Origin of the sequence: Rhizobium changzhiense (assembly GCF_013087625.1) — a bacterium.
Classification (GTDB): domain Bacteria; phylum Pseudomonadota; class Alphaproteobacteria; order Rhizobiales; family Rhizobiaceae; genus Rhizobium; species Rhizobium sophorae.
Genome location: NZ_JABFCQ010000001.1, coordinates 488,886 through 514,407 on the forward strand (window position 1 = coordinate 488,886; position 25,522 = coordinate 514,407).

The following is a 25,522-nucleotide window of genomic DNA, read 5'->3' on the forward strand; positions in this document are numbered from 1 at the left end:
TAGCGATCAAGTACGGCAGCCGAGGGGAGATCAGAGGCGAATGAACCGGCGAAACTTCCTCGGCCTTGCCACCGGCGGCATGTTTGCCGCCACCGCCGGTACGCCTTCTATCTTACAGGCCAATTCAGAGGCAGGAGACCCATCCATGACGACCGAAACTTCCTATGCGCTGACGCGGCCCGCCTATATCGACCAGTCGCATCTGGTCGTCACCGACCTCGGTCTGGTTTCCGGCTTCTACCAATCGATGCTCGGCCTGAAGGTGATCGAGAAGACGGCCAGCGGCGAAGTGCTGGGTGTCGGCGATCTCCCTTTGCTGACGCTGACCACCGCAAAGAATGCCATGATCGCGCCGCGCAATGCCGCTGGCCTTTTCCACACCGCCTTCCTGATGCCGGACCGGACCGAACTCGCACGCTGGCTGCGTTATGCGGCACAGAACAACGTCGCGCTCGAGGGCGCCTCGGACCATCTCGTCAGCGAGGCGATCTATCTTTCCGACCCCGAAGGCAACGGCATCGAGATCTATGCCGACCGGCCGCACGAACAATGGAAATTCCATGAGGACGGCATGGTGGAGATGGCGACGCTGCGCCTCGACCTGCAGGCGCTCTACAACAGCGCGCCTGATGAGCGCTGGGACGGCATGGCTGCAGGGACGGCGATCGGCCACCTGCATCTGCAGGTCGGCGATATTCCACAAGCGGACGCCTTTTACCGCGATGTCCTCGGCCTCAAGCTGATGGCGCGTTATCCGGGCGCGAGCTTCTTTGCGAGCGGCGGATACCACCACCATCTCGGCGCCAATATCTGGAACAGCCGCGGTGCCATGGCACGCGCCGGCAATATGACCGGGCTTTCGGACTACAAGATCCGTTTCAACGACAAGGCGACGCTGGATGCGGCGGTCTCCAAGCTCGATGCGCTGGAGATCAAAAGCGAGAAGCGCGACGGCGGCGTATTCCTCAGGGATCCCTGGGGCATCGGCCTGACGCTTTCAGCGTAACTTCCAGGTTACTGCAGGTCAGCCATATCTGTTGCAGGCGCTCACACCATGGAGCAATGCCGTCGGCGCAAAGACATGCGGCATGCAGCGTACCGGTCGGTCATTCCCGTCACGGAACCGGAACCCTGTCAGCGCGTTTCCGTGAGGAAGCAATGGGGCTTCGGGGACCTCACCGCATGGGTATTGCCAATGGCATCCGCAAACAAGCAAAGAAGATCGCGATCGGCGAACGCCATACCAGCGCCTGGGCACAGTCGCTGAAGGAGGCTGCGGAAGATCTGCCGCCCCCCCCGCTGCACCGTCTGGAAAAGGACGGGCTCGATGTCACCATGGCCTGGGCGATCATCGGCATCTTCGGCATTCTCTTCCTTGCCGCCGTCTATTTCATGTCGCTGATCCTCATCCCGATCACGCTGGCCGTCGTCGTCGGCATGATCCTCGGCATGGCGGCAGAAAAGCTCAGCAAGATGGGCGTGCCGCGGCTTGCCAACGCCTTCATGCTATCAAGCAGCGTGGCGCTGGTGATCTTCCTGCTGATCAACTCGCTCGCCGACCCGCTGATGACACTTGCCAATGAGGGTCCGGCCTTCGCCGAACGCACCATAGACCGCCTGATGCCTTATCTGGAGCGCATCAGATGGCTGCATATCACGCCGGCGACATTCGAAAGCGGATCGATGTCGATCGGTGCGCTGCTCGAAAACACCGGCAGCGTGCTGCACGTGGTGACGACTAACCTGACGCCGGCCCTGATACAGGGGATGATCTTCTTTGCGGCGCTGCTGTTCTTCCTCGCTGGTCGGGTCAACCTGCGCAAGACGATCATCATGACCTTCCGCACCCGCACGCAGCGTCTGGCGGCCATCCGAGTCATCAATGCCGTCGAGCAGGTGCTCGGCTTCTATTTCGCGACGGCCTCGTTGATCTATGTCGGGCTCGGCGTGGTCATGACTGTCATCGCCTATGCCGGCGGGCTGTCGGCCCCGGTGCTCTGGGGCTTCTTCGCCTTCCTGTCGAGCTTCATCCCCTATCTCGGCATCACACTGATGACGCTTGCCGTTGCGGTCGCCGGCATCCTGACCCATGATGGCCTCCTCATCGGCCTGATGCCGGCCGCAGCCTTCTTCACGGTGCATCTCCTCATGGAGAACCTGATCTTCCCGGCGGTGATGGGACGGCGGCTGGAAATCAATCCCTTCGTCGTCTTCCTCGCCATCCTGTTCTGGACATGGATGTGGGGTGCCGTCGGCGCCATGCTGGCGCTGCCGCTTTCGCTGATCGTCATGACTATTATCGACGAATTGCTGATTGAGGAAAAGCCGCAGCCGCAATTGCCGAAATAATCAACCGGGGAAACGTTCGTGGCAGCTGATCTCGATCTCAACGAATCCGATCACGACCAGATGGTCAGCGGCCGTTCTCTCTGGGGAAAAAGCGGCATAAGGCCGGAATGGCGGCCGATCGAGCAGAGCTTTTCCACCGACGTCGCCGTGATCGGCGGCGGCATTACCGGTGCCTTGGTTGCCGAACATTTGACGGCGCGCGGTTTTTCCGTGGCGCTCATTGACCGGGAGGAGCCCGGTTTCGGCAGCACCGCGGCGAGCACGGCGATGCTGCAATGGGAAATCGACAGCACGCTCACCGAACTCGAGGACTATTACGGCTTCGAGCGCGCGGCCGGGATCTACCGCCGCAGCGGTGCCGCGGTCGCCGGCCTTTCCAAGCTGATCGCCGCCAACGGCATCGCCTGCGGCTTCCGGTCGCGCAACACGCTCTATCTGGCCGACGGCCGCGAAGGCGCGCGCGACCTCTTGGAGGAGCGCCAGCTTCGCCGCCGGGCCGGCCTCCCCGGCGTCTATCTCGAACATCCCGATCTCTTTACACAATTCGAGCTCGACCGGGATGGCGCGATCTATTCGCCGGGTTCGGCGGAGTGCGATCCGCTGCTTCTAACCTGGGCCTTGATCGAGATGACGGTGCGGCGCGGCGCGCGGCTGGTCAACGCTTCCGTGACCGCGCTTCACAGCGAAGGCGATCACATCACGGCAGAGACCGATGGAGGCCAGGTCATCGAGGCGCGGCATGTCGTGCTGGCGACCGGCTATTCGATGCCGGGTCTCGACATGCCGAAGCTGCACCGCTCGAGTTCAAGCTGGGCGCTCGCCACCGTGCCGCAGGACCCGGCAAATTTCTGGCGCGACAGGGCGCTGATCTGGGAGGACAGCCACCCCTATCTCTACATGCGCACGACGGCTGACAATCGCATCGTCGCCGGCGGCGAGGATGACGAGACGATCGATGCGGAGGCGCGCGACCGCAAGCTGCCGGCAAAGACCATAGCCATCCAGGAGAAGATGAAGCGGCTGTGGCCGAAAGCGGATACGCGGGTGGAACACGCCTGGTGCGGCACCTTCGGCGAGACGGTCGACGGTCTGCCGCTGATCGGCCCGGTCCCGGAGACGCCGCATGTGTTTGCTGCCTATGGCTACGGCGGCAACGGCATTACCTTTTCCTACCTCGCCGCGCAGATGATCGGCGCCATGCTGGCCGGCATGCAACGGGATTGGTTCGAGGATTTTGCGCTCGACAGGGATGGGCCGGGTTTGGCGCGTTTTGGAGAGGGTATGGCGCGGGCCGGGAAGGAGCTGAGGTAAACCTCACATTGAATGTAATGCCGTGGGGCACACCTCTGGCCTGGCGGCCATCTCGCCCACAAGGGGAGGTCGGCAAGAAGCCATGCCTCGCCCTGGTCTAAATCGACGATTCATGTGATGGCCCCTTGTTTAAGGAAGCCACCGCGCCCAGCCAATCTCCCTCCTTGTGGGGGAGATGCCCGGCAGGGCAGAGGGCGGGTGCCCCACGGCACGCCCTCAATCACTCCGTCGTCTTATCGTCGCCGGTATCCTCGACGTCCTCCAAGCGAACGAACTCCGTTCCCTTGGCTTTGAGATCGACAAGCGCCTTCGCCACCCCCTCGCCGGCCGCATGGGTCGGCTGGTTGACGTGGGAGAGGACGACATCGCCGTCCTTGGCCGAGGCGATGCGCTTTTCGGTGATAACAGCACCCAGCAGCGAGCCGCCGTCGCCGTTTACGGAATAACCGGCAATGCGATAGCCCATGGCGCGGATCTCGCCGATGGCGGAAAGATCATATTTGGCTGTCGAGCCGCGGAACCAGTGCGGCGCCGGGATGCCGGCCGCGACCATCGCAGCAGCGCCGCCTTCGACCTCCTGTCGCACCGCCTGCGGCGAGCCGGCAGACGCGATGCCATAGATCAGCGTCGGCGTGTTGACGGCCGGAATATGGTTCTGGCCGTGGTTTTCGAGTTCGAAGAGATCGGGGTTCTGCAGAAACACGGCGACGGCAGCGGGATTGCGCTTCAGCCAGCGCGCCGTGACAAAGATCGTTGCCGGGATGCGTTCACGCACCAGCGTCGACAGGATGCGCTCGTCCGCCTGCCCCATGCAGGCATCGAAGGTCAGAGCAACGCGGGCATGGCCGACGACATTGGAACGGGCGATATGCAGATGCGGCTCGACGAGTTTTGGCGCCGGCGCCTTCGGGGCCGGCCTGACAACTGCCGTGGCCGGCGGCGCTGACGGAATTCCGTCCGCGAATGCAGCGGGGATGCTGACGAGAAGGAACGCCGAAGCGAGCAGGATGCGGTTCATACAATGGGGTTTCTATGATTCGAGCTGCCGATTTTAGCGGCGGCTCTCCCCCGGCGCCATGCGGCCGGATGTCACCGCAGCCGCCCGGACAGGCCAGCATCAATCATAAAGATAATACTTGTTCCACTTCTCGCGCGGCACCTTCTCGCCGATCTCGTAATTGAGCTCGCGCACGTTGATATGCTGCGGACCGGTGATGCAATTGTAGGAGAGATGGTACCAGTCGCCCTTGCTGCGGAAGACAGCGCCCGGCGCGTCCAGCGAATTGTCGCCGAGGATCGGGTCTTTGAAGGTGTAGGCGATCACCTTGTCGGGCTTGAAGCCGGTGCTGTCCTTGTTGATGCGGCTCATCGCCTCGGTGTCGCAGCTCTGTTCCAGGCGGGTCGAGGGATCGAGTTTTTCCAGCTGCTTCTTGATGGCGGGATCAACGGCAAAGGCGGGAGCAGCAAGGCTTGCGAGGGATAGAAACAGGACCAGACGTTTCGGCATTGCGGAGAAATCCCTTACTGTTGTCCATTCTTCACCCTGCCCCGGGCAGCTTGCCGGAGGCTTGGCGTGTGCAAATTTCGCGCGACGAGAGCGGACTTTCTTAAATATTGTGGTGACATCAAGGCAAAATGGGCTGAGCGTCCTCCTTGTCTGTGGAAGGGCACCTGTACCCTTGGCGCACCCTTACCGCTTGATCCGGGGCCAGTGCACCTCTATCTCTTGCCAACCCGACATTCCCACCGGAGCCATTCCTTGTCCGTTTTCAAAAGCCTGCCGACACCGCCTGCCGCACCGAAGAAGCCGCTCTCCGATACGCGCCACGGCATCACCCGCACGGACGACTATGCCTGGCTGCGCGCCGACAACTGGCAGGCGATGTTCAAGGATCCGTCGATCCTCGATCCTGAGATCCGCCGCCATCTCGAAGCCGAAAACGCCTATATGAACGCGGCGATGGAAGACACCAAGCCACTGCAAAAGGCACTGTTTGCCGAAATGCGCGGCCGCATCAAGGAAGACGACAGCTCGGTGCCGATGAAGGATGGCGCCTATGCCTACGGCACCTTCTATGTGACAGGCGGTGAACAGCCGCGCTATTTCCGCATCGCCCGCGATGGCAATGTTGCCGACGAGACGATCCGCACGGTGCTGCTCGACGGCGACAAGGAGGCCGCCGGCAAGGCCTATTTCCGCCTCGCCGGCCTCGACCATACCAGCGACCACAGCCGCGGCATCTGGGGCTATGACGACAAGGGCTCGGAATTCTTCACGCTGCAGGTGCGCGACCTCTCGACCGGGCAAGACCTCGAGGACCGGATCGAAAATACCGGCGGCGGCGGCGTCTGGGCGCCTGACGGCAAGAGCTTCTTCTATTCGGCGCTCGACGAAAACCACCGGCCGTCGAAGGTATTCCATCATATACTCGGCCAGCCGCAGTCGGAAGACCGGCTGGTCTATGAGGAAGCCGATGCCGGCTTCTTCATGGGCGTCGGCGGCTCGCTGCTCGACGACTTCATCTATATCGACATCCACGACCACGAGACCAGCGAATACCGGCTGCTGTCGACTAAGGACCTGACAGCCGAGCCGAAGCTGGTAGCGGCGCGCGAGGAAGGCATCGAATATTCGCTGACCGAGGGCGGCGACGTCTTCTACATCCTCACCAATGACGGCGGCGCCAAGGATTTCAAGATCATGGAAGCGCCGGTCGACAATCCGGTCAAAGAAAACTGGCGCGAAGTGGTCGCCCACAAGCCCGGTACGCTCATCATCAGCCACATGGCCTATGCCCGCCATCTTCTGTGGCTGGAGCGCAAGGACGGGCTGCCGCAGATCATGATCCGCGATCGGGCAACCGGCGAGGAACATGCGATCGCTTTTGCCGAGGAAGCCTATTCGCTGGGGCTGCAGGGTGCTGCGGAATACGACACGGATATCATCCGCTTTTCCTATTCTTCGATGACGACGCCATCACAGCTCTACGATTACGACATGGTAACGCGCGAGCGCACGCTGTTGAAGACTCAGGAAGTGCCGTCCGGCCACAATCCCGACGACTACGTCACCCGCCGCGTCTTTGCCCCGGCCTGGGATGGCGAGAAGGTGCCGGTCACCCTGCTCTATCGCAAGGATACGCCGCTCGACGGCAGCGCGCCCTGCCTGCTCTACGGCTATGGCGCTTACGGCATCACCATTCCAGCCGGCTTCAACACCAACTGCCTGTCGCTCGCCGATCGTGGCTTTGTCTATGCGATTGCCCATATCCGCGGCGGCAAGGACAAGGGATTTTCCTGGTACGAAGATGGCAAGATGGACAAGAAGACGAACACCTTCAAGGACTTCGTCGCAGCCGCCGATTATCTGAATCAACAGAAGTTCACATCTTACACGAAGATCATCGCCGAGGGCGGATCGGCCGGCGGCATGCTGATGGGCGCGGTTGCCAACATGGCGCCGGAGAAGTTCGCCGGTCTCATTGCCGCCGTTCCCTTCGTCGACGTTCTCAACACCATGCTCGACGACACTTTGCCGCTCACCCCGCCGGAATGGCCGGAATGGGGCAATCCGATCGACAGCAAGCAAGAATACGAGCAGATCGCATCCTACTCGCCCTATGACAATGTCGGCGCAAAAGCCTACCCACCGATCCTGGCGCTCGGCGGCCTGACCGACCCGCGCGTGACCTATTGGGAGCCGGCCAAGTGGGTGGCGAAGCTGCGCGAGAAGACGACGGGGAACGCGCCGATCCTGCTCAAGACCAATATGGACGCCGGCCATGGCGGTGCCTCGGGCCGCTTCCAGCGGCTGGAAGAGATCGCGTTTGAGTATGCGTTTGCAATCAAGGTTGCCGGCAAGATGTGAAGGGTTGGATGGGGCATCACAGAGCTTTGGGAGACAACGAAATGCCCGTCTACATCGCCCTACTCCGCGCCGTCAATGTCGGCGGCACCGGCTCTTTGCCGATGGCCGAGCTGAAGGCGATCTGCGAGGGCCTGGGCTTTTCCGACGTGAAGACCTACATCCAGAGCGGCAACGTGCTTTTCCGTTCGGATGAAGCGGAAAAGATGGTGGAGGAGCGGCTCGACGAGGCGCTCGGCAAGAAGATGGGCAAGCGGCCAGGCGTCATGGTGCGCAGCCGCAAAGAACTCGACAAGATTGCCGCCGACGCCCCCTTTCCCGACGCCAAGCCGAATTTCCTGCTGGTCTATTTCCTGCCTGAAAAGGCGCCCGGCGATGCGCTGGAAAAGATGGTGGCGCCCGACGGCGAGGAGGCGAAGCTCGCCGGCCGGGAAATCTATGTGCATTATCCCAATGGTTCCGGCCGCTCGAAGCTGAAGCTGCCGGCGCTGAAGCGGGGAAGCTCGCGCAATCTCAACACCGTGCGCAAGCTCGCGGAGATAGCGGCTGATATGGAAGGCAACTAGGCCCTCGACGCCCTGGGCATCTCCGCCACCGGCAGGAAGAGCATCTTCACGAAAGTCCGCAGCATCAGCACCTGCTCGGCCAGCGTGTTCGGTTCCTTCAGCGTCTTCGACAAAACGATGCCGCCTTCCAGGACAGAGGACACCATGTCGGCGAGTTGGTCGACGTCGACGGGTTCGCGCGGCGGATAGACCTCCATGATCTCCCGGAGCATGCGGCCGAAACGGCGCCGCCAGGCAAGGACCGCATTCCGGTTGGTCTCCTGTATCTCCCGGTCGAACAACCGCTCGTAATAGCAGACCGTCGCCACGAGGCAGCCGGGATGGCCGTTCGGCAGGTCGGAGAGTAGTTCGGACAGCAGCTTCAGGCCGAGCAGGAAGGATTGCAGCGGATCGCCGGTCAGCTCGCGCGCGCGGCTGAAGATCTCATCGTAAATGCGCTCGTCATTTTCGATGTAGCGGTTGAGCAGTGCCTTGGCGAGCTCGTTCTTGTCCCTGAAATGATAGAAGAAGCCGCTCTTGGTGATGCCGGTCTCGGCGATGAGTTCCTCGATGGAGGTACCGCCGAACCCCTTCTGCAAGACTGCCGCTTCGGCCACATCGAGGATGCGGGTCCGCGTTTCCTCGCCCTTTCGCATGTCCCCTCCTGTACCGGCGGTACAGTTTTCAGCATCGTGCGTTCAGACCTGCCTCCGCCTCCGGCAGGATCGGTTGAGGCAAGCGATTGATATCAATCCGCAAAATCCAAAACCGCCGCCAGTATACCGCAAGTCGCCTAGTTTAGCAGCCGAATAAGCGCCAGAACATCATTCATCGACGGCAGCCAATCGGGTGCCGCGAGGGAGAGGCTTCAACAATGGCAAAGTACAGAAACGGTTTGCCGCAGCTCAAAGGCGGCACCTTCATTACCGATGGCGGCATGGAAACGACGATGATCTTCCAGGAAGGGATCGAGCTTCCGCATTTCGCCGCCTTCATATTGCTGGCTTCCGAAGAGGGGCGGCAGCGCATGCGGAATTACTATCGCCGTTATCTCGATATCGCACGGCGGCACGGCACGGGCTTCGTGCTCGATACCGCCACATGGCGGGCCAATCCGGACTGGGGGCAGAAGCTCGGCTATACCAGCGAAGCTCTGAAGGCGGTCAACGAGAAGGCCGTCGACCTGCTCGTCGGCTTGCGCAGCGCCTATGAGCGGCCGGAGCAGCCGATCGTCATCAGCGGCGCGATCGGCCCACGCGGCGACGGCTATAAGGCGGGCGTCATGGATGCGGCCGAGGCGGAAGACTACCACGCCTTTCAGATCGGGGCTTTCGCCGGCACCGAGGCGGATATGGTGAGCGCCTTCACGCTGACCAATATCGACGAGGCGATCGGCGTGGCGCGGGCGGCGCGGGCGTTCGGCATGCCCTCGGCCATCTCCTTCACGCTCGAGACGGATGGCCGGCTGGTGACGGGCCGGAGCATCCAGGACGCCATCGAGACGACGGACGCGGCGACCGGCGGAGCGCCGGCCTATTACATGATCAACTGTGCCCATCCGACGCATTTCGAAACAGCACTCGATCCCGGAAGCGCCTGGGTGAAGCGCATTTCCGGCCTCCGCGCCAATGCCTCGACCATGAGCCATGAGCAGCTGGACAATAGCGAAACGCTGGATGCGGGCGATCCCGAAGATCTCGGCCGCCGCTACCGCAAGCTCATCGACCGCATGCCTGCGGTGCGCGTGCTTGGCGGCTGCTGCGGCACCGACCACCGCCATGTCGCGGCGATCTGCGAGGCATGTCTGCCGCAGGCGGCGTAACGACCTGAGGGGGAGGAAAGGACACTGTCGATGATGGGCACGATGATGCGTGAGCGCCGCTGGCACGATCTGTGGGTTGCGATCACGGGACGGCAGAGGCGCACCGAGCCCGAGGCGGCCGTGGAGGTGGCGCTGCGGGATAGCGATCTTGCAGTCTTCGGGGGCCAGACGACTTACGGGCTCGAGGCGGACCGGCGCGAGGGCCGACCCTTGCGACGCAGGCGGCTGCGGGAGCCGGTCGGATTCTGACGAAGGGAAAGGCGGCGACGGCTGACCCTATCCGTTAAGGCATGCCGTGCCAGCCCCCCTCTGCCCTGCCGGGCATCTCCCCCACAGGTGGGGAGATCGGCTGGGCTCACTGGCTTCCCCAAACAATGAGCGTTCAGGACGGCGAAACGGTAGAGGGGGACGAAGTTCAAGCCACTTGTGATCTCCCCACCTGTGGGGAAGATGCCCGGCAGGGCAGAGGGGGCTGGCACGGCACAAAGCTCAGAGAGAGAAATGACGGTGCGGCGCCACCAGCTCTTTGCCGATCGGCGGCAAGGGGCAACGTCAGCCTTCGGCGCCTTTCGTCTGTTTGGCCTTGTAGCCGGTGATCTCCTCGCCGGCGGTCGGCGAGAAGCGCAGGTTCCAGAAGGTGGCGGTGATCGAGATGATCGTGACGACGATGAAGGCGGCCGAGAAATCGCCAAGGGCCGGCGTTTCGGCACCGTTGAAGGCCATGGAGCCGTGCAGCGCCAAGGCGCCGATGCAGATGCCGAGCGATAGCATCAGCTGCTGGAAGGTGGTGTAGAAGCTGGTGGCCGAGCTCATCTGCTCCTTGCTGATCTCGTCATAGGCAATGGTGTTATAGGCCGTGAACTGGAACGACAGGAAGAAGGCGCTGAGCACCAGGACGACGAAGACCAGCGGCATCGGCCAATCCGGCCGGAAGGCGGCACAGAGGCCATAGCCGATGGTACCGAGGATGCCGTTGAGGACGAGGCTTCGACGGAAGCCCAGCCGGCGGAAGACAAACTTCGCCATCGGCTTCATGGCGAGAGCGCCAAGCGCGGTCGCGATGATGATCTGGCCGGCCGCCGCCGCAGACAGGCCGAAGCCGATCTGGAAGAGCAGCGGCAGGAGGAAGGGCTGCGCCCCTTGCGTGATGCGGGTCAGCGAACCGGCGATAACAGACGTGCCGAAGCTCGGCACCTTCATCAGCGAGAAATCCATGATCGGCGACGGATGCTTGCGGGCATGCCTGAGATAGGCCATGCCGAAGAGCAGGCCGAGCGCGATCAGGAAGATCGAGAAGGCGCCCTCCCCCTCATGGCTCGACATTTCAAAGCCGAAGAGCAGCGAGCCGAGCGAGATGCCCGAGAGGATGAAGCCGATCGTATCGAACGGACCGCTTGCCTTGCCCTTCACCTCGTCGATGTAGATCGAGACGAAGATCATGCCGATGATGCCGATCGGCACGTTGATATAAAAGATCCAGCGCCAGTCGAGATAGGTGACGATGAAGCCGCCGAGCGGCGGGCCGACGATCGGGCCGATCAGCGCCGGCACGAGCAGCCAGGACATGGCGCTGACCATATCCTTGCGGTCGACGCTGCGCATCAGCACCAGGCGCCCGACCGGCATCATCATCGCGCCGCCGATGCCCTGCAGCAGCCGCGCCAGCACCAGGAAGGACAGCGTCGGCGCCAGCGCGCAGAGGATGGAGCCGGCGACGAAGACGGCGATGGCCGAGCGGAAAACGGTGCGGGAGCCGAAACTGTCGGCCATCCGGCCGCTTGCCGGAATGAAGATCGCAAGGCTCAAGAGATAGGAGGTCAGGGCGATCGACATGGCCGGGGCGCTGACGCCGAAATCGCGCGCCATGGTGGGCAGCGCGGTCGCAAGCACGGTCGCATCGATATTTTCCATCAGCATCGCACTCGCGACAATCATCGCGATCACCCGGAAATTGGGCGCGGCGCGCCGAACCATCGGCGCCTGGTAAATCTGATCCGACATCGTCCGGGATCACTCGCGGTGGCGCGGCGGAGCACACAAGGCAGCAAGGCCGCGGGGGATGACATGGCGCAAAGCCAAGAGGAGACGATTTGCTATACGCCCGCGATCATGGCGGCGCTATGTCGTTTATGGCAAAGCTGCTTTGACGAGAGGTAAAGGCAGATCACGTTTCCTTGCATGGGTCTGTTCTTCGTGAAGGTCTTCATCCGCCGGCTTGCGCGGCATGCATCCTAGCCCTACCTATGAACCATGACCTCCGCCCTGCAGAAAAACCGGCCCGGTGCGGCCTTTCCGTTCGACAACAGCTATGTCGGCTTGCCCCCGCGCTTCTTTGCGGCGCAAGCGCCGACTGCGGTGGCGGAGCCGTGGCTGATCAAGCTCAACGAGGCACTCGCCGCCGAGCTTGGGCTCGACGTCGAGGCCCTGCGCCGCGACGGCGCGGCGATCTTTTCCGGCAATCTCGTACCCGAAGGGGCCGAACCGCTGGCGATGGCCTATGCCGGGCATCAGTTCGGCGGCTTCTCGCCGCAGCTCGGTGACGGGCGGGCGATCCTGCTCGGCGAGGTCATCGACCGCAGCGGCAAGCGCTACGACATCCAGCTGAAGGGCGCCGGGCCAACGCCTTTTTCGCGCCGCGGCGATGGGCGGGCGGCAATCGGGCCGGTCTTACGCGAATATATCATCAGCGAAGCGATGTTTGCGCTCGGCATTCCGGCCACGCGGGCGCTGGCGGCGGTGACGACGGGCGAGCCGGTCTATCGCGAAGAGGTGCTGCCGGGCGCGGTCTTCACCCGCGTCGCGGCCAGCCATATCCGCGTCGGCACCTTCCAATACTTCGCGGCCAGGGGCGACACCGATGGCGTGCGGGCTCTGGCCGATTATGTGATCGACCGGCACTATCCCGCGCTGAAAGAGGCCGAGAACCCCTATCTCGCGCTTTTCGAAGCGGTCTCCGAACGCCAGGCGGCGTTGATTGCCCGCTGGCTGCATGTCGGTTTCATCCATGGCGTAATGAACACCGACAATATGACCGTCTCCGGCGAGACGATCGACTTCGGCCCCTGCGCCTTCATGGATACCTATGATCCGGCGACCGTCTTCTCGTCGATCGACCAGCATGGTCGTTACGCCTATGCCAACCAGCCCGGCATCGGCCAATGGAACCTCGCAAGGTTCGGCGAAACGCTGCTGCCGCTGATCGACGCCGAACCCGACAGTGCAGTCGACAAGGCCAATGCGGTGATCAAGAGTTACGGCGAACGGTTCCAGGCGCATTGGCTGGCCGGCATGCGCGATAAGATCGGGCTTGTCGGCGAAGAGGACGGCGATCTCGACCTGGTGCAGGCGCTGCTGTCGCTGATGCAGGCGCAGGGTGCCGATTTCACCCTGGCCTTCCGGCGGCTGTCGGATCTTGCCGGCGATGATGCCGCAGAGCCTGAATTTGCGGCGAGTTTCCGCGAGCCGGAAGCCGGCGGCGCATGGCTTACGCAGTGGCGCGAGCGGCTCTCACGCGATCCACAGACGGCCAGTGAGCGCGCTATTGCGATGCGCAGCGTCAATCCGGCCTTCATTCCGCGTAATCACCGCGTCGAACAGGCGATCGAGGCCGCCGTCGAGAACGGCGATTTCTCGCTGTTCGAGGCGCTGCTCGCCGTGCTTTCGAAACCCTATGAGGACCAGCCCGGCTTTGCCGCCTATAGGGAGCCGCCGAAGCCCGACGAACGGGTGCTAGCGACTTTCTGCGGGACGTGAGCGAAATCCCTAGCGAACCGCAGGCCCAAGAAAGCCATCGCAGCCTGCGGCAATTGTGGCCGTTGAAAGGCATCTCCTTCGCGCTATCTGGCTGATCGGCGGGACTTTTCCGCCGATCCTTCACCCCGGCTAACCTCAGCGGGAGACAGCCTTATGGCGATCATCGTCACCTCCATCTTCTTCATCATCATCGGGCTCACGCTCGGCGGCGGCGGGCTCTGGCTCGTCACGCTCGGCGGCAGCGTCTTCTATCTGTTCGCCGGGCTGATGTTCCTGATTACCGCCGGGCTGCTTCTGATGCGCAAGGCGGTGGCGCTCTGGGTCTATGCGGTGCTCGTCGCCGCAGCACTCGCCTGGGCGGTTTGGGAGGTCGGCTTCGACTGGTGGCAGCTTGGGCCGCGCGGCGGCATGATCATCCTGTTCGGGCTCTGGCTGCTGACGCCATGGATCCGCCGGCCGCTCGGCCTGCGCAGCCCGACGGGCATCACCTATGCCGCGAACCCCTGGCCGCTCGCCGTGCCTGTCATCCTCGCCATTCTCGTCGCCCTTTATTCGATGACGACTGACCCGCATGATCTCGCCGGCGAGCTGCCGACCGACAAGGTCGCCGCCAACCCCGCCTTCGGCGGCAGCGTGCCGGACGGCGAATGGCATCAATATGGCCGCACGCCCTTCGGCCAGCGCTATTCGCCACTCGATCAGATCACCGCCGAGAACGTCTCCACCCTCAAGGAAGCGTGGCGATACCAGACCGGCGACGTCAAGCGGCCGGAGGATATCAGCGAGACGACCTATCAGGTGACGCCGCTCAAGGTGAAGGACACGCTCTATCTCTGCACGCCGCATAACTGGGCGATCGCGCTCGACGCCAAGACCGGCAAGGAGAAATGGAAATACGACGCCAACTCCGGCATGAACCCCGACCGGCAGCATCAGACCTGCCGGGGCGTCACCTATTATGCCGATCCCGCCGTTGCCGCCGGTCAGCCCTGCGCCGAGCGCGTCTACCTGCCGACCTCCGACGCCCGGCTGATCGCACTCGATGCCGCGGACGGGAAGGTCTGCACCAGCTTTGCCGACCAGGGCGTGCTGCATCTGGAAACCGGCATGCGCTACAACCCGGCCGGCTATTACTACTCCACTTCGCCGCCGGTCGCGGTGGCGGGCAAGATCATCGTCGGCGGGGCGGTGAACGACAATTATTCGACTGAGGAACAATCCGGCGTCATCCGCGCCTTCGACATCAACACCGGCGCGCTCGTCTGGAACTGGGATTCCGGTAATCCCGACGTGACGACGCCGCTCGCCGACGGCCAGACCTATACGACCAACTCGCCGAACAGCTGGTCGGTCTTCAGCGTCGACGAGGCGCTCGGCATGGTCTACATCCCGCTCGGCAACCAGGTGCCCGACCAGCTCGGCATCGGCCGCAGCGACAATGTCGAGAAATTCTCCTCCTCGATCGTCGCGCTCGATATCGCCAGCGGGCAGTTGCGCTGGGTGCGCCAGACGGTGCATCACGATCTCTGGGACATGGACGTGCCGGCCCAGCCGGCGCTGATCGATCTGACGAAGCCGGACGGCACCGTGGTTCCGGCCCTGGTCGGCCCGACCAAACAGGGCGACCTCTATGTGCTCGACCGGCGCAGCGGCGAGCCGATCATACCGGTCAAGGAAGTCCCGGCGCCGGGCGGCGCGATCACCGGCGACCACACCTCGCCGACGCAGCCGATTTCCGACCTCACCTTCTCGCCCGAGCCGCTGAAGGAAAAGGACATGTGGGGCGTGTCGCTATTCGACCAGCTCGCCTGCCGCATCGACTTCTATCGCTACCACTATGAGGGCCGTTATACGCCGCCTTCGCTCAAAGGGACGATCGTCTATCCCGGCAATTTCGGCACCTTCAACTGGGGCTCGGTGGCGGTCGATCCGGAGCGGCAGATCATGTTCGGCATGCCGACCTATCTCGCCTTCACCTCGCGCCTGGTGCCGGCTGCCGACATTCCGCCGAGAGGCCAGGACGAGAAGGGCAGCGAACAGGGGCTGAACCGCAATGACGGCGCGCCTTACGGCGTCTTCATGGGGCCTTTCCTCGGTCTCCTGCAGATCCCCTGCCAGGCGCCGCCCTGGGGCTATGTCGCCGGCGTCGATCTGCGCACCGGCAAGATCGCCTATATGCACAAGAACGGCACCGTACGCGACATGACGCCATTGCCCCTGCCCTTCAAGGTCGGCGTGCCGGGCATCGGCGGGCCGATGCTGACCAAGGGCGGCGTCGCCTTCCTTGGGGCCGCGGTCGACAACTACCTGCGCGCCTATGACGTGACGAACGGCAGAGAGCTCTGGCAGGCGCGGCTTCCCGCCGGCGGCCAGGCGACGCCGATGACCTATACGGCTGATGACAACAAACAATATGTCGTCATGGTCGCCGGCGGCCACGGCTCGGTCGGCACCAAGCCCGGCGATTATGTGATCGCCTATACACTGCCTTGATGGCTCAAGGCTCTTCGGTTCGCGCCAATGGCAGCCCATCACCCTAACCCTCTCGCCGCTCGCGGGGAGAGGGGACGTGCCAAAGGCGGCGCCGCGGCAGGAGGAAGCCGGTGCGGCATGTCCCTTCGCCCCGCGCGCGGGGAGAAGGTGCCGGCAGGCGGATGAGGGGCTGTTCTCAGCGATTGCATACACTCGCGGGAAACCCGCTTCAGCTTTCTCCAGTTCAAACCATCTCGACGATCATACGCCCAACCTCGGCAAAGATCGGGTTGAGCTCCTTCGCCGACGCGGTCGCCTCGGCGATGTAGACGGCTGCGACGATAGGGCCGCGATCCGGCGGCCAGATCACCGCGATATCGCCGAGAGAGCCATTCGGGCCGGTGCCGGTCTTGTCGCCGACCTTCCAATCGGCCGGCAGGCCGGCCCTGAGCCGCTCCTTGCCTGTCGTGCTCGCCACCAGCCAGGCAATCAGCCTGTCTGAGGAGGCCTCGGCCAGGACCGAGCCGAGCGTCAGGTTGCCGAGCGTGTCGAGCATCGCATCCGGTGTCGTCGTATCGCGCGGATCACCCTTCCTGCCCTCGTTCAACGTCGGCTCGGTGCGGTCGAGACGCGTCGTGCCGTCACCGATCGAGCGCAGCCAATCGGTCAGCCCCGCTGGACCGCCGAAACTTTCGAGCAACAGGTTGCCGGCCGTATTGTCGCTGACCGTCACCGCCGCCTCGCAGAGTTCGGCAAGGGTCATGCCATCGGCTCCGGCGTGTTTTTCGCTGAGCGGCGAATAATCGACGAGCTTGTCCTTGCCGTAGCTCACCCGCCGGTCGAGGTTCTCCTCGCCCTTGTCGGCCCGGGCAAGCACGAAAGCCGCGGCCAGCGCCTTGAAAGTGCTGCACATCGGAAAGGACTCGCTGCCGCGATAGCCGAAGGAGATGCTCGTCTGGGTATCGAGCACCGAGACGCCGAGACGACCGCCGGTGCGTTTTTCAAGCGCTGCAAGGCGGCGCTCGATGTCGTCGCCCTCTCCGGCACTATCCTCTGCATGCGCGGCAAGCGCCAGCGCAGGCAGGCAAAGCGCCGCGCCTATCATCAGGCGGCGGGTAAGGCTGATATCCATGAAATCCTCCGGCGGCTGAGGAGGATCGAATCCTCCGGCGGGAGGACAGAGCTAAGGAGCGATTGCGGCGACTTATAGTCCCTACGTCGTCTTTGTCGTCCGTCTCGCGCGATGTTGTCGTCCGCCGCGCCGATCTTATCGCGCTAGAAATCCGGCATCAGTGTCCCAACTGGCGCACCGGGAAATATCCGGCTAGAAGAAGCGATATCTTCTATGGACTATAACGATGCCTAAGGAAACGGTCGCTTCATTTTCGAAACCCCGCGCCCTTCCTATGGCGTTTGGCGGCGGTGGAATTATTGGCGCTCTCGGGGGCTTGATCGGCCTTGGCGGCGCCGAATTTCGGCTGCCGCTCCTGATCGGGCTTTTCAACTTCGCGGCGCTCGAAGCGGTCATTCTCAATAAGGCCATGAGCCTCGTTGTCGTTGCATCCGCCCTGCCGTTCCGGGTAGCAACGGTACCTTTTGGAGCGATTGCCGGGAATTGGCCGATCGTAGTCAATCTCCTTGCCGGAAGCTTGCTGGGCGCATGGTTCGGAGCGGGATGGGCAACATGGCTGAAATCGGAAACGCTGTACAAGGTGATTGCAGCGATGCTCGTCGCAATCGCTATCGTCTTGGTCATTGGCCATGATGCGACAGCGGGTCAGCCTTTCCTGACTGGAAATGCCCAGATGATTGCCGGCGTTGTCGCCGGCTTCGTCATCGGGATTGTCGCATCCCTACTCGGCGTGGCGGGAGGCGAGCTGCTGATTCCGACGCTGGTGCTGCTCTTCGGTGCGGATATCAAACTCGCCGGCAGCCTCTCCCTGGCCGTGAGCCTGCCGACAATGCTGGTTGGCTTCACGCGGTATAGCCGGGATCAGAGTTTTTCGGTTCTCGGTCGCAACAAGACCTTCCTGTTGGTGATGGCTGCGGGATCGATCGTTGGAACCTTCATCGGCGGGCGGCTGCTCGGCCTCGTGCCGAATGGTCTTCTGCTTCCAGCCCTCGCTGTGATCCTTCTGATTTCAGCTGTGAAGGTTTGGCGGCACCGATAGTTATCCCCACTGCGACCTTATCATCCGCCCACACCGATCAGGCAGCGCGCGTGACCTCGACCGTCACATGCGACAGTTCCTCCAGCGCCGAAAGCCTGCCTTTGTAGAAAGCCGGGTCGCGCGGCTGCGAGGTGAGGACGGCGACAATTGCGGCATGATGGCCGGGGCCGACCTGCCAGACATGCAGATCGGTGATCCGGTCGCCCTCCGTCTCGATGGCGCCGCGGATTTCCGCCGGCAGCGTCTCGCCTTCGGGAACGACGTCGAGAAGGACGCCGCCCGAAGATTTCATCAGGCTCCAGGACCAGTTGGCGATCACCAACCCGCCGACGATGCCCATCAGGGGATCGAGCCAGAGCCAGCCGTAAAGACTCCCGAACGTCAAGGCCGCGATGGCGAGCACGGAGGTCAGGGCATCGGCGATGACATGCAGATAGGCGGCGCGGATATTGTTGTCGCCGGTCTTTGCGGGATGGGCATGGTCGCCATGTCCATGATGGGCATGACCGTGATGGGCATGGGCATGATTGCCATGCCCGTGATGATGGCCATGGTGATGGTGCGCATGATTGCCATGCGCGACATGGCCGCCGCCGGCCAGCAGCCAAGCGCTTGTCAGATTGACGGCAAGACCGATGATCGCCACGGCGATTGCCTGGGCAAAGCCGATCGGCACCGGATTGGAAAGGCGCAGCAGGCTTTCCCAGGCCATCAGCAGGGCGATCAGCGCGAGGACGATGGCGCTGGCGAAGCCCGCGAGATCGCCGAGCTTGCCGGTGCCGAAGGTGAAACGTGGATTGCGCGCCTGCCGGCGGGCGAAGAGATAGGCGAGCGCCGAAATCAGCAAGGCGCTGGCATGGGTCGACATGTGCCAGCCATCGGCGACCAGCGCCATCGAGCCGTAGACGGTGCCGGCAGCGATTTCCGCCACCATCATCACCGCCGTCAGCGCGATCACCAGCCAGATGCGCCGCTCGTTGCGCGCATGATCGGTGCCGAGGAAGACGTGATCGTGTTCCAGGGCATCCATTCCAGGCTTGTCGATTCCGGCACTCATGACAGGCTCCTTCGTCGGCACGGTCAGCGGATATAGGTTCTCAAGACTTCCGATATTTCCTCGACCGCCTCGGCCCTTGCCGCATCGTCGGCGGCATTCAGCACATGCTCGCGCAGGTGATCGTCGAGCACCTCGCCGGTCAGCCCGGTCAGGGCACCGCGGATCGAGGCGAGCAACTGTAGGATCTCGCCGCAGGGGCGCTCGGCCTCGAGCGCGCGCTCGACCGCCTCCATCTGCCCCTTCAGGCGGCTGATGCGGGCAACGAGCTTCTTTTTCTGCAGGGTGGTGTGGGACATGATGAGTTCTCGTATAGCATAGGGGGGTATACTATCAAGAGTGAAGCTGGGGCTCAAAGCTTGTGATGGGCTTGATCCGCCATTGACAAAACCCGCGTTTCCGACGATCTATGGTCCATGATCAAGAACGCGCACCAGAGCCGCTCGTATTTTTGGCTGTACCTGTAAAGGGCGGCCGGACAAGATCATATTGTCAACAAGCCGCCGTCAGGCGGCTTTGTTGTATCGGCAGCGTCCTGACGGCAGACTATCAAAGGACGCGAAGACCATGACCGAAATCGAAGACAGCGAAATTTCACTGATGCGCCCATCGGTGGTGACGATCCGCGCCGCCAAGCCGCGCGACCTGCCCGAACTCGGCGAGATGATCGCCCTGCTTGCCGCCCATCACGGCGACGCTTCTGCGACAACGCCGGAGCAGCTGGAGCGCGACCTCTTCGGCCCTCTGCCCTGGATCAATGCGCTCGTCGCCGAGACCAGCGAAGGACTGATCGGCTACGCCATTCTCGTGCCGCTCTACAGGGCGCAGGAAGGCAAGCGCGGCATGGACCTGCACCACCTCTTCGTGCGTGACGGCCATCGCGGCCACGGCACCGGCCAGTTGCTCGTCGACCGGGCGCGTGAGACCGCCCGCAATGCCGGCTGCGGCTACCTCTCCGTCAGCGCCGCCACCGGAAACGTGCTGGCGCACCGCTTCTACGAACAGCTGGATTTCACCCCGCGTCCGGTGACCGGCATGCGCTACATGCAGTCGATCGCTTGAGAAGGGCGTTCGATAAGTGCATTCCCAGTATGACTCTTGTATGATCCATTGAGTGTCGGTTTGTTTCGGCAACCGACACGATGGATGCCATCGGGTCACTGGGAATCGCAAGGTCGTTTCAACCGTTTGCAGGTTAGCCCATGAATCAGCAAATTCGACTTTTTGGTGCTATTGCGGTCCGGCCCGCCGTTCTTCCTCTCCTATCCCAGTTCGAAACTGCCACGGGAATCACGGTTGCGGCCCAGTGGGCGCTTAATCCTGCTGTAAAGAGGCAGATCGAAGCGGGGGAAGCTTTTGACCTCGTCATCACCAATCCGAACCTGGTTCTGGATCTGACCGCCTTGGGAAAAATCAAGCCGGGGAGCCAGGTCGCGTTCGGTCGGATAGCGATGGGGGTAGCGGCAAAGGCCGGCAGCCGACCGCTCGACATCGAGTCCGTCGAAGCATTTGTGCATGCGTTGAAGAGCGCCAGATCCATCGCCTACGCCAGTGACGGAACCAGCGGCGGCTACTTCTCCGGTTTGCTGGAAAGCTTGGGAATAGCCGATGAGGTCAAGCCCAAGCTGGTGGCCATATCAGGAGGGCAGACGGCGCCGGCCGTCGGCCGTGGGGAAGTCGAGCTTGGGGTCGTTCCCGTGACGTCGATTCTCGCCGCCGCTCCCGAGGTCATGCTTGTCGGTCAGTTTCCGGCAGAACTCCGAAGTTACATCGACTTCGCCATCGGCATCAGCGCCGATTCAACGGATGCAGAAGCTGCCCAACAGCTGTCGAAATTTCTGACGTCGACAGCCGTTGACGACATCCTGGCGGCAAAGGGCGTCGAGCGCCGCTAGAGCGCGCTTGATAAACGATCGGCTCCCCGCCATCGCTAATGACCCGGCACGGCCTTCAGATAGGCGGCGATCGCCTCGCGGTCCGAGGCCGGCAGATGGGCGATGTTCTGCTGCACATCGACCATCGAGCCGCCGACGGAATCGAAATCGGGCGTGAAGCCGGTTTCCAGGTAACTGGCGATATCGGCCTCGCTCCAGCCGCCGATGCTCTCGGAGGCCGGGGTGATATCGGGTATGCGGCCCTTGCCTTCGGGATTGGGCGCGCCGGCAAGCCACTGATCCGCCTTGAAGCCGCCGAGCGCATCACGCGGCGTATGACATTCGCCGCAATGGCCGGGGCCTTCGACGAGATATTGCCCGCGTTTGATCTTGTCGTCGCTCTTTGCCAGGGCGACGCGCGGCTGGTCGTTGAGATAGAGGAATTTCCAGCCGCCGAGCGCCAGCCGGATATTGAAGGGAAACGGCAGTTCATGCGGCGGTGCGACGTTTGCGCTCTTCGGCAGGGTTTTCAGGAAGGCATAGAGATCGTTGACGTCCTTGTCGCTCATGCGGGAATAAGAGCCATAGGGGAAGGACGGGTAAAGATGCTGCCCGCCCGGGCCGATGCCGCGCTTCATCGCGTTGCCGAACTCGGCGAGCGTCCAGCCGCCGATGCCGGCCTTTTCATCGGGTGAGATGTTCGGCACGTGGAAGGTCCCGAAAGGGCTCTTCAGCGCCAGGCCGCCTGACAGGGTCAGCTTGGCATCACCTTCGGAACCGGGCGCGGCATGACAGCTGACGCAGCCGCCCGCCCAGAAAACCATCTGACCATTGGCCGGATCCGGCGCGCCGAGACCGGCCCAATGGCTCTCCGGCAGCGGATCGGGTGCGGTGACGAGATAGAAGGCGCCCCCACCGAGAACGGCGACGCCGATCAGACAGAGCAGTACCCGGATGAACCTGCGGACCATGCGCCGCCTCCCCTGTTGTCAACATTTCCTTGCGATGGATCCCGCGACCGGTCCGCGCAGGCGGAGAATAAGGCGATCCGCGCCGACGGCAAGGCCGGCGCGGATCGTGTATCCGGATGGAAACGGCCTTTCGCTCACTTGCCGAGGCGATAGGCCTTGTGACAGCCGGCGCAATTGGCGCCGAGCGTGTTCATCGTGGCGCCGACGGCCGCAGGATCTGCCGGAAGCTGAGCCAGCGCGGTTTCGGCGTCAGTGGAGAGCTTGGCGGCGCGCGCCTTGAAGTCGTCCATGTTTTCCCAGATCTTCGGGCTCGCCGCTTCGTCGCCCGTCTCCGTGCCCGGCTTGAACTGGTCGGGGAAAACCTTGGCCGTTGCGGCGATCGTCGTCAGCGCCGCCTTCACCGCTTCGGCGTCATAGGGCTTGGTGCCCTTGGCGATGGCTGCCAAGGCCCCGGCCGAACCGCCGATCTGCTTCATCAGCGCATTGCGCGACTCATGGGTACCGTCGGCGGCGGTCACCGAACCGAAGGCCATGCCGGCCATGGCAACGGCCGCAGCTGCTGCTTTCCAATTCATACTGCTCTCCCTTTTCCTCGGCCAAACCGGCCGATGGCCAATCTGCACCGGCAGCATGACAAAATCCATGCATCCGGGCAGTCACGTTTTGCCGGATCATCATAAAAACAATGTGATAGGCGGGGTGGTTCAGGCGCTTTTCCACCCCTGCCAGAGGCTGAAGGCGGAGACCACAACCAGCAGCACTCCGGCGAAGCGGCCGACAAAGGCCGTAACGTCAGGGTTTGCGACGAGCAGGTCGCGGCTGCGGCCGGCCGTCATCGCCAGCGTGCCGTAGATGGCGAACTGGGTGACGACGGTCATGGCGCCCATGATCAGCCCCTGCATCCAGATCGGGCCATATTCCGGCCTGAGGAACTGCGGGTAGACGGCAAACATGAAGATATAGGCCTTCGGGTTAACCAGACAGGTGACGGCCCCCTGGCGGAAGGCGCGCCAGCTGGAGCGCGCCGTTCCCGGCCCAACCGCCTCGACGGTGATCGAACTGCGGATCAGCGAAATGCCGATCCAGATCATGTAGGCAACGCCGGCAAAGAGCAGCACGTTGAAAAGCTGCGGCAGCATGGTGACAAGCACGCCGACGCCGGCCGCGCCATAGGCAGAATGCACGGCGCCGCCGGCCATGATGCCGCCGGTCGCTGCCAGCCCGCGCTTGACGCCGCCGGTCAGCGAATTGGCCAGCACGAAGAGCATGTCCATGCCCGGCACGATGATGATGCCGAAGAGAAGGGTGAAGAAGAGCCAGAGGTTTTCATGGTAGTTCATGTCAGTTACCGCCTTGATTTCTGCGAGCCGTTTTGAAAGAGCCTGATTGATTTCAATCTGATAGGCGGCTCTATACGGGAACCCAACTGACAGTGTATTGTCAGGAGCGTGACGGATGGAGAGGTAAAATGCGCAAGGCCTCGCGGCTTTTCGAGATCATTCAGATCCTCAGGCTGGCAAGAAGGCCGATGACGGCGGCGACGATGGCCGAGACGCTTGAGGTAACAGTGCGCTCGATCTATCGCGACATCGCAGCCCTTCAGGCAATGCGGGTGCCGATCGAAGGCGGGCGCGGCATCGGCTACATTATGCGGCCGGGCTTCGACCTGCCGCCGCTGATGTTCTCGATCGAGGAGATGGAGGCTATCGTGCTGTCGCTGGCGCTGCTCGAACGGACGGCGGACGAAGAGCTGAAACAGGCCGCGCGCCGGGTCAACCGGAAGATATCAGGCGCCGTGCCGGCGCCGCTGCGCCAGGCGATGGACAACAAGGCGCTTTACGCCTGGGGCTCGATTGCGCAGCCGGCCGGCTTCAACCTGGCGATCGTGCGCCGCGCGATCCGCGACGAACGCAAGCTGATGCTCGGCTACCGCGACGAGCTTGGCCGCGCCAGCGAACGGACGATCCGGCCGGTCGCGCTGATCTATTATTCGCAGACCGCCAATATCGTCGCCTGGTGCGAGCTGCGCCAGGCGATCCGCAATTTCCGCAGCGACCGGGTGGAGCGGTGTGCGGCAGCTGAGGATTTCTTCAAGGGCGACGGCGATAGGCTGCGGGAATTGTGGACGAGTGGGTGGACGGAGAAGGCTGTGCCGGTTTGATGGGTGGCGCCCGCCCCTCATCCGGCTGCCGCCACCTTCTCCCCGTAAACGGGGCGAAGGGGATATGCCGCAACCTCTCCGTTCCTCGCCCACGTCTCGCAAGGCACGTCCCCTCGCCCCGTTAGGGTGAGGGGCAGCTATTCGCGCGAACCGAACGACAGTGCGCAAGCCCAAGCATAACGAGGTTGAGGCTGACTTCGTCAGCAATCTTTCGCCGCTAATAAGACAGCGTGCGGCTCACCTCGCGGCCGAAGCCGCGGATCTCGATGCGGTCGGCATGGACCTCGACGATGGCGAAGGCGTTTTGCGTTTCGGTGTCGACGACGCCCTTGAAATTGACGAAGTGGCAGGCGCCGGCCGTGCCGTAATTGCCGACATGGTCGTGGCCGTTGAGATAGGCGACGACATTGGCCTGCGAGGCGAGCAGCGCGACGATGCGCTCGCTGTCCCACATGCCGTGCTCACTGGGCGGATGCACCGGATAGTGATTCATGACGATCACCTTCTCACCGGCCTCGGCCGCACTCGCGATTTCATTGCCAAGCCAGGCGAACTGCTCGTCGCTCAGCGCGGCATTCCAGCGATGGGCATTCCTCGCACCTTTGGCCTGCAGCTCGGCCAGCATCTCAGCGGCCAGCCCACGATGATGATGACCTTCGGGCGGCGCGAAGATGCTGACCTCGTTGCCGTCGAGCACGATAAAGCGCCAGCCATGGCGCAAGAAGCTGTAATAGGGCGACGGCATGCCGAGGCGCGCGGCGACTTCGGACAGATGTCCTGCAGAGACCGAGAAATCGTGGTTGCCGAGCAGGAAGAGCGCCTCGTGCCTGAGCTTCTGATAGACCGGCAGGATATCGTCGAAGCTTGAAAAGCTGCGGTCGATGACATCGCCGAGCGTCATGACGAAGCTCAGCTCCTCGCCGTTGAAGATCTCGACCGCCTCGGCGACTTTGGCGAGGCTGTTGGCGTAATAGCGATCCATGGCCACATGCGGCGCGATCGCCGCATATTGCGGGTCGGCGATGATGCCGAAGCGGAACAGGGGAGAAACAGAGGAAGACATGGGGCGTGATTAGGAGCGGCCGATGACAGGCATGTGACGGCCTCGTGTGAAAATGAAACACCCGGCGTTTGCGGCGCCGGGTGCTGAATTCTAAGAGGCTGAGGCACATCG

Annotated in this window: 24 protein-coding genes; 13 read left to right on the forward strand and 11 right to left on the reverse strand. The window is 62.9% G+C overall.

Translation table 11 applies throughout. The features are described 5' to 3' along the window. The first annotated feature begins 40 nt into the window (after window positions 1-40). From G9X68_RS02465 to G9X68_RS02475, 3 genes are all read left to right on the forward strand, one after another. Window positions 41-1,006 (forward strand): VOC family protein, encoded by a 966-nt coding sequence (locus tag G9X68_RS02465; protein WP_171375751.1) that lies wholly within the window; start codon window positions 41-43, stop codon window positions 1,004-1,006. A gap of 176 nt (window positions 1,007-1,182) precedes the next feature. Then, on the forward strand, window positions 1,183-2,349 hold the full coding sequence (locus tag G9X68_RS02470) for an AI-2E family transporter (RefSeq protein ID WP_168312278.1): 1,167 nt from the start codon (window positions 1,183-1,185) through the stop codon (window positions 2,347-2,349). An 18-nt stretch (window positions 2,350-2,367) separates the two neighbouring features. Beyond that, the gene (locus G9X68_RS02475; RefSeq protein WP_168316758.1) at window positions 2,368-3,660 is read left to right on the forward strand and encodes an NAD(P)/FAD-dependent oxidoreductase; all 1,293 of its coding nucleotides are present in this window, start codon (window positions 2,368-2,370) and stop codon (window positions 3,658-3,660) included. Between the two features lie 220 nt (window positions 3,661-3,880). On the opposite strand, the gene G9X68_RS02480 is transcribed toward G9X68_RS02475, so the two are convergent. After that, entirely contained in the window at window positions 3,881-4,678 is a 798-nt protein-coding gene (locus tag G9X68_RS02480) for a polysaccharide deacetylase family protein (protein WP_171601131.1), read from the reverse strand. Window positions 4,679-4,777: 99 nt separating this feature from the next. Continuing rightward, window positions 4,778-5,167, reverse strand: coding sequence for a DUF930 domain-containing protein (locus tag G9X68_RS02485; RefSeq protein ID WP_168312281.1), 390 nt, complete (start codon window positions 5,165-5,167; stop codon window positions 4,778-4,780). A 252-nt stretch (window positions 5,168-5,419) separates the two neighbouring features. Between G9X68_RS02485 and G9X68_RS02490 the strand changes: the two genes are divergently transcribed. Both G9X68_RS02490 and G9X68_RS02495 read left to right on the forward strand, forming a co-directional pair. Beyond that, window positions 5,420-7,528 (forward strand): S9 family peptidase, encoded by a 2,109-nt coding sequence (locus tag G9X68_RS02490; protein WP_171601132.1) that lies wholly within the window; start codon window positions 5,420-5,422, stop codon window positions 7,526-7,528. A 41-nt stretch (window positions 7,529-7,569) separates the two neighbouring features. Continuing rightward, the gene (locus G9X68_RS02495) at window positions 7,570-8,091 is read left to right on the forward strand and encodes a DUF1697 domain-containing protein (protein WP_171601133.1); all 522 of its coding nucleotides are present in this window, start codon (window positions 7,570-7,572) and stop codon (window positions 8,089-8,091) included. On the opposite strand, the gene G9X68_RS02500 is transcribed toward G9X68_RS02495, so the two are convergent. Further along, on the reverse strand, window positions 8,088-8,726 hold the full coding sequence (locus tag G9X68_RS02500; RefSeq protein WP_138328525.1) for a TetR/AcrR family transcriptional regulator: 639 nt from the start codon (window positions 8,724-8,726) through the stop codon (window positions 8,088-8,090). The genes G9X68_RS02495 and G9X68_RS02500 overlap by 4 nt on opposite strands. A gap of 218 nt (window positions 8,727-8,944) precedes the next feature. On the opposite strand from G9X68_RS02500, the gene G9X68_RS02505 reads away from it, so the two are divergent. Continuing rightward, window positions 8,945-9,892, forward strand: coding sequence for a homocysteine S-methyltransferase family protein (locus G9X68_RS02505; RefSeq protein ID WP_171601134.1), 948 nt, complete (start codon window positions 8,945-8,947; stop codon window positions 9,890-9,892). Between the two features lie 30 nt (window positions 9,893-9,922). Beyond that, window positions 9,923-10,141, forward strand: a complete 219-nt coding sequence (locus G9X68_RS02510) for a hypothetical protein (RefSeq protein ID WP_244956092.1) — start codon at window positions 9,923-9,925, stop codon at window positions 10,139-10,141. Window positions 10,142-10,444: 303 nt separating this feature from the next. Here the strand turns inward: G9X68_RS02510 and G9X68_RS02515 are convergent, their stop codons facing one another. Then, window positions 10,445-11,893, reverse strand: coding sequence for an MFS transporter (locus G9X68_RS02515; protein ID WP_171601135.1), 1,449 nt, complete (start codon window positions 11,891-11,893; stop codon window positions 10,445-10,447). A gap of 249 nt (window positions 11,894-12,142) precedes the next feature. Here G9X68_RS02515 and G9X68_RS02520 point away from each other — a divergent pair, with 249 nt between their 5' ends. Both G9X68_RS02520 and G9X68_RS02525 read left to right on the forward strand, forming a co-directional pair. After that, entirely contained in the window at window positions 12,143-13,645 is a 1,503-nt protein-coding gene (locus G9X68_RS02520) for a protein adenylyltransferase SelO (protein ID WP_171601136.1), read from the forward strand. 153 nt (window positions 13,646-13,798) lie between these two features. Continuing rightward, entirely contained in the window at window positions 13,799-16,138 is a 2,340-nt protein-coding gene (locus tag G9X68_RS02525; protein ID WP_171601137.1) for a glucose/quinate/shikimate family membrane-bound PQQ-dependent dehydrogenase, read from the forward strand. Between the two features lie 223 nt (window positions 16,139-16,361). On the opposite strand, the gene bla is transcribed toward G9X68_RS02525, so the two are convergent. Then, a complete protein-coding gene (gene bla, locus G9X68_RS02530) occupies window positions 16,362-17,249 on the reverse strand; it encodes a class A beta-lactamase (RefSeq protein WP_171601138.1) in 888 nt (295 codons plus the stop codon). A 226-nt stretch (window positions 17,250-17,475) separates the two neighbouring features. On the opposite strand from bla, the gene G9X68_RS02535 reads away from it, so the two are divergent. Next, a complete protein-coding gene (locus G9X68_RS02535) occupies window positions 17,476-18,288 on the forward strand; it encodes a sulfite exporter TauE/SafE family protein (RefSeq protein WP_171601139.1) in 813 nt (270 codons plus the stop codon). A gap of 37 nt (window positions 18,289-18,325) precedes the next feature. On the opposite strand, the gene dmeF is transcribed toward G9X68_RS02535, so the two are convergent. Then, window positions 18,326-19,345 carry a CDF family Co(II)/Ni(II) efflux transporter DmeF gene (dmeF, locus tag G9X68_RS02540; protein WP_171601140.1) on the reverse strand — a complete coding sequence of 340 codons (1,020 nt, stop codon included), beginning with the start codon at window positions 19,343-19,345 and terminating at the stop codon, window positions 18,326-18,328. A 23-nt stretch (window positions 19,346-19,368) separates the two neighbouring features. Further along, on the reverse strand, window positions 19,369-19,641 hold the full coding sequence (dmeR, locus tag G9X68_RS02545) for a Ni(II)/Co(II)-sensing transcriptional repressor DmeR (protein ID WP_171601141.1): 273 nt from the start codon (window positions 19,639-19,641) through the stop codon (window positions 19,369-19,371). Window positions 19,642-19,909: 268 nt separating this feature from the next. Here dmeR and G9X68_RS02550 point away from each other — a divergent pair, with 268 nt between their 5' ends. Together G9X68_RS02550 and G9X68_RS02555 are read left to right on the forward strand one after the other, a co-directional pair. Beyond that, window positions 19,910-20,404 carry a GNAT family N-acetyltransferase gene (locus G9X68_RS02550; RefSeq protein ID WP_168312294.1) on the forward strand — a complete coding sequence of 165 codons (495 nt, stop codon included), beginning with the start codon at window positions 19,910-19,912 and terminating at the stop codon, window positions 20,402-20,404. A gap of 140 nt (window positions 20,405-20,544) precedes the next feature. Then, window positions 20,545-21,237, forward strand: a complete 693-nt coding sequence (locus G9X68_RS02555) for a molybdate ABC transporter substrate-binding protein (protein WP_171601142.1) — start codon at window positions 20,545-20,547, stop codon at window positions 21,235-21,237. A 35-nt stretch (window positions 21,238-21,272) separates the two neighbouring features. Here the strand turns inward: G9X68_RS02555 and G9X68_RS02560 are convergent, their stop codons facing one another. From G9X68_RS02560 to G9X68_RS02570, 3 genes are all read right to left on the reverse strand, one after another. Next, a complete protein-coding gene (locus G9X68_RS02560; protein ID WP_171601143.1) occupies window positions 21,273-22,187 on the reverse strand; it encodes a cytochrome c in 915 nt (304 codons plus the stop codon). Between the two features lie 134 nt (window positions 22,188-22,321). After that, entirely contained in the window at window positions 22,322-22,762 is a 441-nt protein-coding gene (locus G9X68_RS02565) for a c-type cytochrome (RefSeq protein WP_171601144.1), read from the reverse strand. 129 nt (window positions 22,763-22,891) lie between these two features. Next, entirely contained in the window at window positions 22,892-23,527 is a 636-nt protein-coding gene (locus G9X68_RS02570) for a LysE family translocator (protein WP_171601145.1), read from the reverse strand. A 128-nt stretch (window positions 23,528-23,655) separates the two neighbouring features. Between G9X68_RS02570 and G9X68_RS02575 the strand changes: the two genes are divergently transcribed. Continuing rightward, window positions 23,656-24,348, forward strand: a complete 693-nt coding sequence (locus tag G9X68_RS02575) for a helix-turn-helix transcriptional regulator (RefSeq protein ID WP_171601146.1) — start codon at window positions 23,656-23,658, stop codon at window positions 24,346-24,348. 217 nt (window positions 24,349-24,565) lie between these two features. Here the strand turns inward: G9X68_RS02575 and G9X68_RS02580 are convergent, their stop codons facing one another. Further along, on the reverse strand, window positions 24,566-25,411 hold the full coding sequence (locus G9X68_RS02580) for a metallophosphoesterase (protein ID WP_171601147.1): 846 nt from the start codon (window positions 25,409-25,411) through the stop codon (window positions 24,566-24,568). Window positions 25,412-25,522 lie beyond the last annotated feature (111 nt).

What these genes read in the sequence shown, in the direction of transcription:
- G9X68_RS02495 (WP_171601133.1), top strand. Translation starts at nt 7,570, where the DNA reads ATGCCCGTCTACATCGCCCTACTCCGCGCCGTCAATGTCGGCGGCACC.
- dmeR (WP_171601141.1), bottom strand. Translation starts at nt 19,641, where the DNA reads ATGTCCCACACCACCCTGCAGAAAAAGAAGCTCGTTGCCCGCATCAGC.
- G9X68_RS02555 (WP_171601142.1), top strand. Translation starts at nt 20,545, where the DNA reads ATGAATCAGCAAATTCGACTTTTTGGTGCTATTGCGGTCCGGCCCGCC.
- G9X68_RS02515 (WP_171601135.1), bottom strand. Translation starts at nt 11,893, where the DNA reads ATGTCGGATCAGATTTACCAGGCGCCGATGGTTCGGCGCGCCGCGCCC.
- G9X68_RS02505 (WP_171601134.1), top strand. Translation starts at nt 8,945, where the DNA reads ATGGCAAAGTACAGAAACGGTTTGCCGCAGCTCAAAGGCGGCACCTTC.
- G9X68_RS02465 (WP_171375751.1), top strand. Translation starts at nt 41, where the DNA reads ATGAACCGGCGAAACTTCCTCGGCCTTGCCACCGGCGGCATGTTTGCC.
- G9X68_RS02520 (WP_171601136.1), top strand. Translation starts at nt 12,143, where the DNA reads ATGACCTCCGCCCTGCAGAAAAACCGGCCCGGTGCGGCCTTTCCGTTC.
- G9X68_RS02480 (WP_171601131.1), bottom strand. Translation starts at nt 4,678, where the DNA reads ATGAACCGCATCCTGCTCGCTTCGGCGTTCCTTCTCGTCAGCATCCCC.
- G9X68_RS02550 (WP_168312294.1), top strand. Translation starts at nt 19,910, where the DNA reads ATGACCGAAATCGAAGACAGCGAAATTTCACTGATGCGCCCATCGGTG.
- G9X68_RS02580 (WP_171601147.1), bottom strand. Translation starts at nt 25,411, where the DNA reads ATGTCTTCCTCTGTTTCTCCCCTGTTCCGCTTCGGCATCATCGCCGAC.
- G9X68_RS02575 (WP_171601146.1), top strand. Translation starts at nt 23,656, where the DNA reads ATGCGCAAGGCCTCGCGGCTTTTCGAGATCATTCAGATCCTCAGGCTG.
- G9X68_RS02560 (WP_171601143.1), bottom strand. Translation starts at nt 22,187, where the DNA reads ATGGTCCGCAGGTTCATCCGGGTACTGCTCTGTCTGATCGGCGTCGCC.
- G9X68_RS02470 (WP_168312278.1), top strand. Translation starts at nt 1,183, where the DNA reads ATGGGTATTGCCAATGGCATCCGCAAACAAGCAAAGAAGATCGCGATC.
- dmeF (WP_171601140.1), bottom strand. Translation starts at nt 19,345, where the DNA reads ATGAGTGCCGGAATCGACAAGCCTGGAATGGATGCCCTGGAACACGAT.
- G9X68_RS02565 (WP_171601144.1), bottom strand. Translation starts at nt 22,762, where the DNA reads ATGAATTGGAAAGCAGCAGCTGCGGCCGTTGCCATGGCCGGCATGGCC.
- G9X68_RS02535 (WP_171601139.1), top strand. Translation starts at nt 17,476, where the DNA reads ATGCCTAAGGAAACGGTCGCTTCATTTTCGAAACCCCGCGCCCTTCCT.
- G9X68_RS02500 (WP_138328525.1), bottom strand. Translation starts at nt 8,726, where the DNA reads ATGCGAAAGGGCGAGGAAACGCGGACCCGCATCCTCGATGTGGCCGAA.
- G9X68_RS02510 (WP_244956092.1), top strand. Translation starts at nt 9,923, where the DNA reads ATGATGGGCACGATGATGCGTGAGCGCCGCTGGCACGATCTGTGGGTT.
- G9X68_RS02485 (WP_168312281.1), bottom strand. Translation starts at nt 5,167, where the DNA reads ATGCCGAAACGTCTGGTCCTGTTTCTATCCCTCGCAAGCCTTGCTGCT.
- bla (WP_171601138.1), bottom strand. Translation starts at nt 17,249, where the DNA reads ATGGATATCAGCCTTACCCGCCGCCTGATGATAGGCGCGGCGCTTTGC.
- G9X68_RS02570 (WP_171601145.1), bottom strand. Translation starts at nt 23,527, where the DNA reads ATGAACTACCATGAAAACCTCTGGCTCTTCTTCACCCTTCTCTTCGGC.
- G9X68_RS02525 (WP_171601137.1), top strand. Translation starts at nt 13,799, where the DNA reads ATGGCGATCATCGTCACCTCCATCTTCTTCATCATCATCGGGCTCACG.